The organism is Psychrobacillus lasiicapitis (assembly GCF_006861795.1).
GTDB classification, from domain to species: domain Bacteria; phylum Bacillota; class Bacilli; order Bacillales_A; family Planococcaceae; genus Psychrobacillus; species Psychrobacillus lasiicapitis.
In genome coordinates this window covers 137,662-149,694 of record NZ_VDGH01000010.1, presented here as the reverse complement: position 1 = coordinate 149,694, position 12,033 = coordinate 137,662, and the positions used below count along the sequence as shown (strand labels likewise).

General features: G+C 35.9%; 14 protein-coding genes. 2 read left to right on the top strand and 12 right to left on the bottom strand.

The genetic code is table 11. The annotated features are described in order from the left end of the window. Positions 1-314: 314 nt before the first annotated feature. The 8 genes from FG382_RS16945 to FG382_RS16915 all read right to left on the bottom strand — a co-directional run bounded on the left by FG382_RS16945 (position 315) and on the right by FG382_RS16915 (position 7,938). Complete coding sequence (locus FG382_RS16945; protein WP_142540069.1) at positions 315-1,418, bottom strand: flavin monoamine oxidase family protein; 1,104 nt, start codon at positions 1,416-1,418, stop codon at positions 315-317. A 136-nt stretch (positions 1,419-1,554) separates the two neighbouring features. Then, complete coding sequence (locus FG382_RS16940; protein ID WP_142540068.1) at positions 1,555-1,785, bottom strand: glutaredoxin family protein; 231 nt, start codon at positions 1,783-1,785, stop codon at positions 1,555-1,557. A gap of 138 nt (positions 1,786-1,923) precedes the next feature. Next, a complete protein-coding gene (locus FG382_RS16935; protein ID WP_142540067.1) occupies positions 1,924-3,225 on the bottom strand; it encodes an MFS transporter in 1,302 nt (433 codons plus the stop codon). 23 nt (positions 3,226-3,248) lie between these two features. Further along, the gene (locus FG382_RS16930; protein ID WP_142540066.1) at positions 3,249-3,908 is read right to left on the bottom strand and encodes an ArsR/SmtB family transcription factor; all 660 of its coding nucleotides are present in this window, start codon (positions 3,906-3,908) and stop codon (positions 3,249-3,251) included. Positions 3,909-4,232: 324 nt separating this feature from the next. Beyond that, positions 4,233-5,453: an aminotransferase-like domain-containing protein gene (locus FG382_RS16925; RefSeq protein WP_142540065.1), complete on the bottom strand. Its 1,221-nt coding sequence runs from the start codon at positions 5,451-5,453 to the stop codon at positions 4,233-4,235. Between the two features lie 329 nt (positions 5,454-5,782). Next, positions 5,783-7,171: an aminotransferase-like domain-containing protein gene (locus FG382_RS16920; protein WP_142540064.1), complete on the bottom strand. Its 1,389-nt coding sequence runs from the start codon at positions 7,169-7,171 to the stop codon at positions 5,783-5,785. Positions 7,172-7,310: 139 nt separating this feature from the next. Further along, positions 7,311-7,475 (bottom strand): hypothetical protein, encoded by a 165-nt coding sequence (locus FG382_RS22750; RefSeq protein WP_170206565.1) that lies wholly within the window; start codon positions 7,473-7,475, stop codon positions 7,311-7,313. 73 nt (positions 7,476-7,548) lie between these two features. Next, entirely contained in the window at positions 7,549-7,938 is a 390-nt protein-coding gene (locus FG382_RS16915; RefSeq protein WP_142540063.1) for a hypothetical protein, read from the bottom strand. A 247-nt stretch (positions 7,939-8,185) separates the two neighbouring features. Between FG382_RS16915 and FG382_RS16910 the strand changes: the two genes are divergently transcribed. Both FG382_RS16910 and FG382_RS16905 read left to right on the top strand, forming a co-directional pair. After that, a complete protein-coding gene (locus FG382_RS16910) occupies positions 8,186-8,530 on the top strand; it encodes a MerR family transcriptional regulator (RefSeq protein ID WP_142540062.1) in 345 nt (114 codons plus the stop codon). Further along, complete coding sequence (locus tag FG382_RS16905) at positions 8,527-8,979, top strand: SRPBCC family protein (RefSeq protein ID WP_142540061.1); 453 nt, start codon at positions 8,527-8,529, stop codon at positions 8,977-8,979. The genes FG382_RS16910 and FG382_RS16905 overlap by 4 nt, the downstream gene beginning before the upstream one ends. Before the next feature lie 99 nt (positions 8,980-9,078). Here the strand turns inward: FG382_RS16905 and FG382_RS16900 are convergent, their stop codons facing one another. The 4 genes from FG382_RS16900 to FG382_RS16890 all read right to left on the bottom strand — a co-directional run bounded on the left by FG382_RS16900 (position 9,079) and on the right by FG382_RS16890 (position 11,756). Then, positions 9,079-9,918, bottom strand: a complete 840-nt coding sequence (locus tag FG382_RS16900) for a hypothetical protein (protein ID WP_142540060.1) — start codon at positions 9,916-9,918, stop codon at positions 9,079-9,081. A gap of 504 nt (positions 9,919-10,422) precedes the next feature. Beyond that, entirely contained in the window at positions 10,423-10,545 is a 123-nt protein-coding gene (locus FG382_RS23385; protein ID WP_268238278.1) for a hypothetical protein, read from the bottom strand. A gap of 57 nt (positions 10,546-10,602) precedes the next feature. Beyond that, the gene (locus FG382_RS16895) at positions 10,603-11,277 is read right to left on the bottom strand and encodes an endonuclease V (RefSeq protein WP_142540059.1); all 675 of its coding nucleotides are present in this window, start codon (positions 11,275-11,277) and stop codon (positions 10,603-10,605) included. Continuing rightward, positions 11,274-11,756 carry a DUF6985 domain-containing protein gene (locus FG382_RS16890; protein WP_142540058.1) on the bottom strand — a complete coding sequence of 161 codons (483 nt, stop codon included), beginning with the start codon at positions 11,754-11,756 and terminating at the stop codon, positions 11,274-11,276. Before FG382_RS16890 ends, FG382_RS16895 begins: the two co-directional genes overlap by 4 nt. Positions 11,757-12,033 lie beyond the last annotated feature (277 nt).

The following is a 12,033-nucleotide window of genomic DNA, read 5'->3' as shown; positions in this document are numbered from 1 at the left end:
CAAGGACCTCCGATAAAAATGTTTCTAGATTATAATTTCAGTATAGCTCTATAGCATATCATTTGGAAATTATATGAAAATTACTATTAGAAAATTGCTTCTGATATCTGTTTACCTTATACGTATTCATAATAGCAAATTCCTATTGTAGTATATTACCAAATTATTGTCAGCAAAATAATATTTCTTATAGTTCTGTTTTTAGACTATAGTAAAAAACACCTTTACGTTGATAATTAAGGTATTATTTACCCATTTTCAACGAAAGGTGTTCTTGTTTGGTCGTATTTTTTAGATCAGTGAGTATTGAATTATTATAGCTTGTTCTTTAAATGAAGGATTTTAGCAACTGCCTGTTCAGCTGACTGAAGTGCACCTTCCAAATGGCCGCCAAATTGTGTATTGGTCTCAGTCCCAGCAAAATAAACTTTCTTTTCCCAAATCCCTGCATTTGGTGGTTGACCATAAATCGGAAAATCTTTAAGTGGATCTAAATCTTCCTCTACAGCCGTCTCAGAATCCTTAGCCCAGTCCTTGTAGAGAATAGCACTTACATTTTGAGCAGAGGAGCCAAATAGTCTCACCAATTGGTCTATTACTAATTTTAAAATTTCATCCTTCCCCATTGCTCGGCGCATTTTTGCTGGTATTCCGAAAAAACCAAACAGTGCACCAGAACCTGTATGAGGAGAAGCATCATGGATTTCTTGCAAAGGCCCTACCCAGCTTGTTGCGAAACCTGAGAGCCCTGATTCCCTCCAGAAGGGACGATCATAAATTGCCACTACCTTAGCCTGTCCTGCCATCCAAGTAGGTTTGCTTAGAAGATCGGCATTCAGGTTTGGCGGAAGAATAGGCGCAAATTCAATCTGATTCGCTACAATCCTAGGGGGCAACGCTAGGATAACAGCACTTGCAGAAACTCTTTTTTTCCTCCTATCAGCAGTATTTGCTTCTATTATAAGAGAATCGTTATCTAGTCGGATTGCCGTAACTTGTGTTTCTAACTCGATTGCTTCTGGAGGTATAGTCTTTGCTACAGCATCAATTAGAGATTGAACTCCTCCTACCAATCGAATCGACCTTGTGTCAGCATTTTCCGGCAGTACATAGCGCTCTGGTGCTTCGTTTGAGGATCGTTCTGTAAGCATTGCCCCTTTTGCATGCTGATCGAAAGTTTTTAAATTTAGGTCATTAACAAGTCTAGTAATCGTGCCCTCATATTGTGGCCAGAACCATGTTGGACCCAGGTCAAATTTGCCAAATTCAGGTCTGTTCGGAACTGCAGTGCTTAAGACCCTACCGCCAATTCTATCTCTAGCCTCTAACACCTTACATTCGATGCCCTGTGCAGTAAGTAGAGAGGCAGCCCGGAGCCCACTTAAACCAGCTCCAACAATAACAACAGGATTTTTCATTTTATTTCCTCTTTCCAATATTATGTAAGTTGTATAAAAAACTCTTTTATTCATTAAAAAAGAAAAGAGGAAGAACTAATGCTATCCTCTTTTCTCTTAGATATATTAAACAGCTAAAGATGTTAATAATTTTCTTTTACTTAACTAATTCCATTACTTTTTCCGGATCAAACCCTAAAATCCATTGACCATTTATTTCGGTTTGTGGAACTCCCATTTCACCTGTCATTTTTACTAAACGATCTGCGACATTCGAATCTTCCTGTACGTTAACTTCTTCAAAAGGAAGCTCCTTCTCGTTTAAGAAATTTTTCATCATTGTACAATATGGACAAGTATTCGTTGTATAGACTTTAATTTGATTCATCAAAAAATCCTCCTTTTTTATATTTGTTTTGTACTTTAACCTAAAAGCCAAGCAGTGTTACTAATTACATCAAAATCAGCTTTCTATCTGTTTACCACCCTGCCAAAAGCTCAAACTCACTACTTTGGCTTCATTCCTTTATTTTAAAGGGGAATCCTTTAAATATTGTTGCTGTTTATTTTTACTGCCAATGGACCATACGACGATGGGAATAAGTATTAAGGATAGAATCCCACCAGCAAGTGATAACATTTCATAACTGGAACCAGCAACAACCATACCCGACATGGCACCGCCTGCGGATCCTGCTAATGCGATAAAAACATCTACTGTACCTTGCGTTTTGGCGCGTGTTGCAGGTTCAGTCGAATCAATTATTAAAGCTGTACCGCTTATTAAGCCAAAATTCCACCCTATGCCTAGTAAAGAAAGGGCAAGAATCATGAAAAACAAAGAACCTCCAGGTGCCATCGATGCTACAATTCCTGCAAGGAGCAATGTTACTCCGGAAGCAATCGCCATGATAGGTCGACCGATTTTATCAACAAGCATTCCGGTTACAAGTGAAGGTAAGTACATAGCACCGACATGGAAACCAATAACTAGCCCGATCGCCCCTAAAGCGTGACCGTGATGCCCCATATGAATTGGCGTCATCGTCATAATAGAAATCATCACAATTTGACTAAGCACCATAATGATAGCCCCAACCGCAATTCCTTTTTTATTTATTTGAGTCTGTTCCGGAATCTCACTAGTTTCCGTATTTTCTTTATGTGCATTTATTTGTAATGCGATTATAAATGGATCAGGACGTAAAAAGATAAATAAAAATATCCCTGCTAATATAAATGCAGCTGCGGACAAAATGAATGGACCTGCAAGTTCTGGAACACCGATAGAGTGAGCCACATTTCCCATCACTTCTACTAAATTGGGACCTGCAACTGCTCCAAGTGTCGTGGAAACCATTGCTATACTTACAGCAGTTCCCCGCTGCTTTTTCGTTGCTAAATCTGTACCAGCATAACGGGCTTGTAAATTTGTTGCAGTTCCCGCCCCATACACGAGTAAGGAAGCGAATAATAAAATCACACTATTTAAGACAGCAGCAAACACAACTCCTATTGCTCCAAGTCCACCTACTATAAAGCCTGTGGAGAGACCTCTGCGTCTTCCATAACGATTAGAAAGTCTTCCTACTACTAATGCAGCACCTGCTGAACCTAGCGTAAATAAAGCAGCAGGAATACCTGCAAATGCTCCCGTACCAAGCATTTGTTCTGCAAGCAATGCTCCAACTGTTATTCCTGCAGCCAATCCTGCTCCGCCGAACATTTGAGAAATAACGATAATGAGTAATGTCCGTTTATATAACTGTTTTTGTTTTTCTGGATCATTTATGTACGCTTGTTCCGCGTCTTTTATTTTACTAACCATAGTATGCACCTTCTTTCTTCCATTTAATTTATATGGTCTTGAAATTCATTCCAATCTTGCACGCTTTTTTCTAAACGATAGGCATTGATACCTTCATTCCTTAAAAGCTTTACAGCCTCGACTGACCACAAACAATATATTCCTCTGCAATAGGCAACAACATCTCGGTTAGATGGCAAAGAAGTGAGTTTTTCTTTTAATTCCTCCATTGGTATAGAAACAGCACCTGGAATATGAGCATTTTCATATTCCTCTTTCGGTCGAACATCTAACAATAAAATCTCTCCTTTTTCCATCCGCTCGTTAAGTTCTTCCAGCGTAACCTCTTCCGTGTCCAAATTGGCATTTAAGAATTCCTGTTTTATTTGTTGAACCTGTGAAAACTGTTTTTCTGACAATTTATGAAGAGAAGTGATAAAGTCTGAAATGACATCATCTGCTAATTCATAAATAACATAGTTGCCTTCCTTTCGAAACTTTACCATTCTTGCATTATTTAAAGTTTGTAAGTGCTGTGATACATTTGCAACAGACATAGTCGTTGCTTTTGATAATGCTTCCACCGATTTAGGACCTTGGGATAAAAGATCTAAAATTTCTAATCGCTTCGGGCTAGAAAGGCTTTTACCTATACGAGAAAATTCTTGATACAATAAATCCTTTAAATTTCTTTCATTTAACATTTTTCAATCCTCCTCTATTCAAGTGTTTCATTGAATAGTTGAATTGTAAGCCTAACTCACCCTTTGTTCAAATAATCCGGCTTATACTATTATATCGATACTTTAAAACTCTCATGTCATACAAAACAGTTTTGTATATAAAATCCTTGAGAATTTCACTTGATGACAATGGCCATATTTAGGTTCCTTTTCCTCGACGCACTTACTTTTGGATCAATTCGAAAGATAAGGTAATGTCAACAAATAGGAAACAATTAAAAATACTTGAAATGGCACAAACTTTTATAGTGCCACTTCGTATTTAGCCTTAACGTTATTATTAGGTCAGACAGTCAGCTTGGAATCAAGAAGGGATGTTTCTTTTTCTAATTCATGATGCAATACTTCTCCCATACGTTTAATTCCTTCCCTAATTTTCTCTTTAGACATATTGGAGTAATTTAAACGTAATGTATTTTTTTCTGTACCGTTTGGGAAAAAAGGAGTCCCAGGGACACAAGCAACATTATTTCTTAAGCACTCTGAAAATATATGTGCTGCATCCAGACCCGGAGGTAGCTCGACCCAAATAAATAATCCGCCTTCTGGCTTACTATAAGAAATATTTTCTGGAAAAAATTCTTCGATACAAGAGAGCATAATTGCACATCTTTCTTTATAAACAACTTTGATGTTATGAATATGTTCTTCGATATGGAAGAGTTCCAAATACCTAGCTGCAATTCTTTGAGCAAAGCTGTCTGTATGTAAATCAGCTATTTGTTTTAGAGCAACATACTTTTCAATAAAAGATTCATCCGCACAGATCCACCCGAGTCGAAGTCCGGGAGCAAAGGTTTTAGAAAAAGTGCTTAAATAGATCACTCTACTTTCCGTGTCAAAGTGTTTCACAGGTGGAAGTTCCTCTCCAGCAAATCTTATAGCCCCGTATGGATTGTCTTCTATAATCAGTACATCATATTGATTAGCAAGCTCAATCATTCTTTTTCGTCTTTCCAGTTTTAATGTGCGACCTGTAGGGTTTTGGAAATCTGGAATGGTATAAATAAATTTTGTGGTAGGATGCTCTTGCAGTTTTTTCTCTAATTCTTCCATCACCATTCCCTCATCATCCATATCCACTTCTACGAATTTGGCATTGTATGACTTAAATACGTTAATCGCTGCAAGATAGGTCGGGCTTTCACAAATAATAGTATCTCCCTCGTCGATGAATAATCTTCCTGTAAGGTCTATTGCTTGCTGGGATCCTGATGTGATAAGTACATTATCAATCGTGGAATTGATGCCAATATCTTTCATCATCCCACCAATAGCTTTTCTTAAAGGAATATATCCCTCAGTAGTACTATATTGAAGAGAGGCCGCTCCTTCTTCATTCAATACTGCATTGCATACGTCCTTAATTGCTTCTACAGGAAACAACTCTGGGGCTGGCAAACCTCCCGCAAAAGAGATTACTTCGGGTCTTTCTGTTACTTTCAATATTTCGCGAGTCTCAGATGATTTTATTAACTGAGTTCGCTTAGCAAATTTATTTTCCATTCTTAAACATTCCTTTTTGTTATATAGTTGCTTTTGTTATCCTGTAGAATTTATGTCTACTTGCAATCAATCTTATATGGCGTCAAATGCTTTAAATTTATCTTTATGCAACACGAAATGATAAACTTTTCGGAAAATTTATTTTATTGAGACACCAACTCGATTTGAATTATGATAACATGCACAAAAAAGCCATACAACATCATAATTGTATGGCGAACAATATTATCATAAAATTCCGATTATACTTCTCCTTATCAAAGCAACAGTTTATAAATTTTGTTTTAAATGTATTTGAAAATGCCTTTCTATTAAAAAGCAACACAACATTAGATAAGATCATTTAGTAAACATTTTAGTATAGACAATCCTTGCTCAAGCTCATCGAGTGATTCTGGTGCACAAACCGCAACCCTTACTGCTCTTTCCGGACAACTATTTCCCACTACAAAACGTTCAGCCGCATATACTTGTACCCCGCGCTCGGCGGCTAACTTTTCAAATTCACCCCCAGTAATGTTGCCTGGTAATAACAACCATCGAAAGATGCCTGCTTCATGACCTAAACATGTATAGTCTTTCAAATATCGATTGACAACTTGGTTTCTGCGAATCGTTTCTTCCCGATGTCTCTCAATTAAGACTTCAAACTGATTCGATACGATAATACGTGCTGCTAATTCTGCTAATAAAGGGGAAACAGAAATATTTAAATTATAAAGTGCCTTTGAAATTAACTCCTTAAATTGACTCGGCACCGCTACATAGGCTAATCGTAGCCCTGGCGCAATTGATTTGGATAAGCTCGCAATATGTATGACTCGTTCCGGTGCAAAAGATGCGATTGCCGGAAGTGGTTTTTTGTTATGGAGATGGTACGTCGCATCTTCAATGATGAACTGATTATACTTTTTGGCAATTACTGCAATCTCTTTTCGATTTTCTACAGACATACAGCTCGCTGTCGGATTATGATAATCTGGTATTAGGTAAACCCCTTTAATATGCTCATTTTTACATGCATATTCAAAGGCAACTGGACTCATTTCATTGTTCTCTGATTTTATCGGTACTATTTTCACACTAAGCATCGCGGCAGCTGTTTTCAATCCCGGGTAAGTATGTTGATCAACACCAATACGATCTCCTGGCTGACAAAGACTAGCCAATGTGGCAGCCATTGCATTTTGTCCCCCATTCGCAAATAAAATGTTATCAACTGTAGTTTCAAATCCTCCCCTTCGAATTAGCTTTATAGCCGCATCCTTTTGCCAAAGGCTTTCGCCTGCCCGGCCATAACTAAACCATTTTTGGTAATCGGTCTCTTGTAGCATACTTTTCAGTTGAAGAAAAAGTGGCTCAAAAGATGCATTATCTGGTAGTGTTGCCCCCATTTCAATTAGATGCTCCGGCTTCGCATCTTCAAGTAAATAAGCATTCGATAACGCATCATACGATACAAAGGTGCCACTTCCAACAGATGTACTTAACAAGCCCTTTAACACACACTCTTTAAATGCTTTTGAAATGGTACTCAAATTTAAATCCAAATAATCGGCCAGTTCTCGCTGCGGTGGAAGTTTTGTTCCAGGTAGTAAATCTCCGTTTAAAATATCCTGCTCCAATTGGTCAGCAAGTGCTTGATAAATCGGCTTTTTAGTTTTATCGATCGATGGCTTCCAGCTCATCGGGTAGTCTTCAAAAGAATTAACCGGCATCATACTCATCCTTTTTGTACAAATCTATAAAAATATCATTTAACTACACTCGGTGATTTTTTTGCAGCATCAAGTAACATTAGTATGTAATTTTACTTCATATCACTTGGTTGAATAATAGGAACCAAGGTAACTTTTCTTATCTAGTAGTTGCACCTTTCACCGAAATAATCTTCAGTTGCTCTCCATACTCCAGGCGCACTACTTTCCGTGCTTGAACAGAGGTCCTTGCTGTCACTGGTATCGTTTGCAACTTGTCATTAATCTCTGCTTGAACTGTGAAACACTTCGCTCCACATTTCATGAGCATCACCTCTTATTGTTGATTTACATATTTGTATCATTAGAGACGCAATATAATAGCCACCTAATGGTGACTATTTCTTGTTAAGTAAAGCGAGTTTTGCTTTGGACGGTGTTTCGTATTTTACATGTACACCATTTAAAGTACTATTTTGTATAATGTAATACTCACCACCTACCGCATACATGGGTACATACCCATCTGGTGTTTTAGTTGAGTAGACTCGATACACTTCCCCTGGTTTCAATGCACGAACTGCCCCTCCATCAACCGAAGGATCTTTACCTATATGCATTAAAAAAGTTTCTTTTAAGATTGTAACTCGCCCAATTTGACCTCTTTTCAGTTCCATATTACCCCACATAACGTTTGAAATTGAAGTAGCACTTGCTGATCCACCGGAAGCATAAATCAATGAGATTAGCATCATTGTGGCAGCAATGATTTTTAGTATGTTTTTCATAATATCATTTTCTCCTTTTATTAATATTTTGTTATGTTAAAAAGCAAGCATAGCATGAAAATTACTTTAGCACCCCTGTCTACTAGACTATTCTGAGTTTTTTCTTCAACCATATTTTTCACATGGTGGCTACCTTTTAGTGCTCTAACATAGATAGCTGTTTTTAAACTTCTCATGATATATTTAGTCAAAATGGATTGACTCTGTTGTGCACCCCACAGTTTATAATAAAAACGGGAGGCACAGAATGTATAAAATTAGTGAATTTGCGGAGCTAACAGGGCTAAGCAAGGAAACCTTACGATACTATGGAGAAGTAAAATTACTGGAACCAGCTTACATTGATCCAGTTAACAAATACCGCTACTACGATGATGGTAGCTATTTTCTCGCTGTCCTTTTAGTGAAACTGAAAGGCTTTGGATTTACGATACAAGAAATGATTTCAGTAATGGAAGATGAATCGTTTGCTAATCTAGAGAAGCTACTGCAACAAAAAAGAAATGCCATAACACTTCAAATAAATGATCTAACAACTAAATTAAAAGAGCTAGATGAATTTCTAGAGTCAGGAAAGGAGAACGAAGAATGATCAAATGGAAAGAAGAGACAATTATAGAAGCTAATATTGAAAAAGTATGGAGCTTATTTAAGGATAAAAACATACATAAAATTATGGACAAAGTAGAAGAGCACGTGCTCATCGAAAAGCAAGAAAATGAGGTAGGAGCAAAGCATAGGCAAAGCTATCGGGAAGGGAAACGAGTAGAGACTTATATTGTGAAAACATTAGCTTATGAAGACTTACCTGAGAAAAAGCACAAAAAAGTTAGCTTTGTATTAGGAAAAGCTTTTGAAATTACTTTTAGTTTTACATTAAACAAAATGGACGATCATCATACAAAATTCATCTACGAGGGGCAAAATAAAGGAGTGAATTTTGTAGGACGAGCGATGCTTAAATTGGGAAGCGAAAAAAGTAATAATAAAGTGGTCCAAGAATTTATGGAAAAAGTGGAGCGAGAAGCATTGAAGCTGTAAAACATTAACAACTGCAGGAGAGGAATAAAAAATACCAAAAGCTATAAATTCATAAAAGAAAACCAGACTTAGCTTATCGCTTGTAGTCTGGTTTTTGCTTTATTTGAAAGATAATAATTCTGCTTTAAGTGTACCGTTTTTATCGACAAGCTTGATAATACCGATACCTGGTGCTAGGTAATACGTATCCCCATTCTTACTACAAACAACTACCACGTTTTGGAATGTTCCGGCTTTTACTTTAACTGTGCTCGTTGTACTTTCTACATTTATATTATAGAAACTTTCACTGTCAGCACCTGTTGTATAATATTCTTTCGTTTGTTTACCTTCAATCAATGGATAAGCAATGTCGAATAATATCCAATCTGTATGACTTACACCAAACGCTAGACGATCTTTTAATTCAATATAAGTAAAACCATCTATGGGATTACCTTTATAAATTAAAGAAGCTTTAGTTATATCATTGACAGAATCATATGAAGTATTGGTAGTAAATTCTTTTTGTGTATTCTCAGTAAAGCTAGGGGAATAAACAAGCTTCATCCCAGCCTTCGGAGTAAGCCCACCAATTACTTCTTTATTAAGCAATGCAAGCTTGCTTTTAGATGGAGTTTCATATTTCACTTGAGATCCTTTTTGTACGTAGCTACTTGCTCCTAAACCATATAAACCCCCATTTGTTCCCTTATACGTATAAACTCTATATTCTTCGCCCTTTTTCAAAGTACGTACTTTATTGAGTGATCCATTTGAACCTATTTTCACTAAATTCGTATCTGCTAGAATGGTTACCTTACCAATTTGTCCTTGTTTTAATTCTGTTTTACCCCACATAACTTTGTTGGTGGATGCATCTACTTGTATGTTACTAAAGCTTATAATACCCAACGCAAAAACAGTTATCAGAACTACCTTACTTATTTTTTTGAACAACCCTAACCACTCCTTTCGTTAAACAGTATATTATATCAGAAAGACATATAGAATACAGTTCTTTTGCATGCGGAATAATGCAAATTATCAGATCGGATTAAAATTCCTTCTAACTGACGGTAGGTCGTGTCTTTACTCTTTCTATATTTCTATTCCATCATTTTTTATTATAATTTCTAATATTACCACATTAGAAACTTCTGCTATATGGTAGAAGAAAAATTAAGAGTTAGGAAAAGTTTATTAGATGTAACTTATTCTTTAAATTTTTTTCTTTTTGACTTTATATACTTCTCCGCCAAGTGACCAGCAAAACCAAAGAAAATCCCCCAACATAATCCGTTAAATATCGAACTAGATAAAAATGAAAAAAAGTGATTTCCATTTAAAAAGCAGTCATGGTAGTAAACTCCTAAATTCATTCCCATAACAAATTATTGACCATTATAAATTTGGCCGAAACCAATCATCGTGACTGACCAAAATAAAGCAGCGATAGGAGATTTATAGTTGGTGATCGCCATGAAATGAATGTACAGTAGACGTATTTAAACTAGAAAGTCCGTTCGTAGAAATTTCAAACAAAACAAGGAATGCTCCAAAAATATATTCATTTGTTTTTTTCATTTTTTAAGCCCTTCTATTTATTTGTGCTACTGTTTATAGGTGGTAGTATTGAATCTACTAAGAATATTTCTTTCTACTCTCATGAGTAGCTAAATCCGCGTAGCGTGTTGTAATTGGTAGTCGACTATTATTTTCTACAAAATGCAGGGTTATTATTATAGAAGTCTCTAAATCTATCCAGTTACCACATGATATGAAAATTGGCTTTACATCTTTTCTTGTGCGTAATGCTGCTCCATATATTTCTCCATCGACTTTAATATATGTAAAACTTCCTACTTCATTATTAGGCATGTCAAAATCTGTATCTTTTATTTTCAAATAACTTTTTGCAACGCCAATCGTAGGTTTATTTAAATAAAACGAAGCGTGTGTGGCAATCCCCATCTTTCTGAAATGCAGATATCCATTTCCATCAAACATATAAAGATCCGGTTTGCTTTGCAATTTTTTTACTGCTTCTTTAACTAACGGAAGTTCTCGAAAAGCTAAATATCCTGGAATATACGGCACATCTATTTGTCCATAGTATTCTACTTCTTCTATGATTTGTTTGGAAATATAATCGATTACTACAATACAACAAACCCCAAAATCTGCTTCCCCTTCCGACCAATATGCAATATCAACTCCAGCTACCAAACCGATATCTGCTAATTGAAAATTGTTTTTTAATGAAATCTCCGGTATCCATTCTTCTTGTTCTACTTTAAACAGCTCTTCGCTTTTCATACATTATTCACCTCTACATAATTCCAATCTTCTCCTATATCGCAATTTCCATATGGATTAATTCCATTATAAGGACCCACATACCTAACTTCTCCATTTCGTATGATCCATTCCATCCCATGTTCCTCTTCCCATGTGCAATTTAATTCTAAATCAATGACAGCTTCAGCTTTATTTTTAGGATTCGGAATACATATTGTGTTTAGTGTAATATGAGCTAAAACATCTTTCGGCTTAGAAAACTTAATCATCTCTTCGCCAATATCATCTAGAAATTCATTACAGTATCTGATTGATGCTTCACACAGTGAAACTATTAGTTCTTCATTTAAATTGTTTAAGTCAGTTATACATAGTTCTGCATATTCGATATCAGAATCTTGATCTATATATACTTTAATAGTTTGATTAAATAATTCTAAATAGGCTTCTCCTTCTAGTTCAGAGTATTCATTGGTTTTAAGATTTTTAATAACCACTCCTCTTACTCCCCCTTCAAATTAACGTTTATCTTATTCTAACATTGTGTAATTTCTTTTTTTATATTACCTTATCCCTTTCTTTTTTAAAAAGAGAATCCGCTTGCTAAATTTTTCACAAAGTTGCGAAATATAAAAACGTCATGATAGAATAAAAAGCAATTAATTCCAGAATTAAGTACGAGAAAATACCCTTTTAAAGTAAAAAGGCCGTTTGCACGTATAATCATTACCCAAAATGTAGTTGTTTTAAAAATTTAATAGGCGAAGAGGAGCA

Bases quoted from the DNA above. Each gene is read 5' to 3' on its own strand.
- FG382_RS16930 (WP_142540066.1), bottom strand. From the start codon at position 3,908: ATGTTAAATGAAAGAAATTTAAAGGATTTATTGTATCAAGAATTTTCT.
- FG382_RS16925 (WP_142540065.1), bottom strand. From the start codon at position 5,453: ATGGAAAATAAATTTGCTAAGCGAACTCAGTTAATAAAATCATCTGAG.
- FG382_RS16910 (WP_142540062.1), top strand. From the start codon at position 8,186: ATGTATAAAATTAGTGAATTTGCGGAGCTAACAGGGCTAAGCAAGGAA.
- FG382_RS16905 (WP_142540061.1), top strand. From the start codon at position 8,527: ATGATCAAATGGAAAGAAGAGACAATTATAGAAGCTAATATTGAAAAA.
- FG382_RS23385 (WP_268238278.1), bottom strand. From the start codon at position 10,545: ATGAAAAAAACAAATGAATATATTTTTGGAGCATTCCTTGTTTTGTTT.
- FG382_RS16895 (WP_142540059.1), bottom strand. From the start codon at position 11,277: ATGAAAAGCGAAGAGCTGTTTAAAGTAGAACAAGAAGAATGGATACCG.
- FG382_RS16940 (WP_142540068.1), bottom strand. From the start codon at position 1,785: ATGAATCAAATTAAAGTCTATACAACGAATACTTGTCCATATTGTACA.
- FG382_RS22750 (WP_170206565.1), bottom strand. From the start codon at position 7,475: ATGAAATGTGGAGCGAAGTGTTTCACAGTTCAAGCAGAGATTAATGAC.
- FG382_RS16945 (WP_142540069.1), bottom strand. From the start codon at position 1,418: ATGAAAAATCCTGTTGTTATTGTTGGAGCTGGTTTAAGTGGGCTCCGG.
- FG382_RS16920 (WP_142540064.1), bottom strand. From the start codon at position 7,171: ATGCCGGTTAATTCTTTTGAAGACTACCCGATGAGCTGGAAGCCATCG.
- FG382_RS16935 (WP_142540067.1), bottom strand. From the start codon at position 3,225: ATGGTTAGTAAAATAAAAGACGCGGAACAAGCGTACATAAATGATCCA.
- FG382_RS16915 (WP_142540063.1), bottom strand. From the start codon at position 7,938: ATGAAAAACATACTAAAAATCATTGCTGCCACAATGATGCTAATCTCA.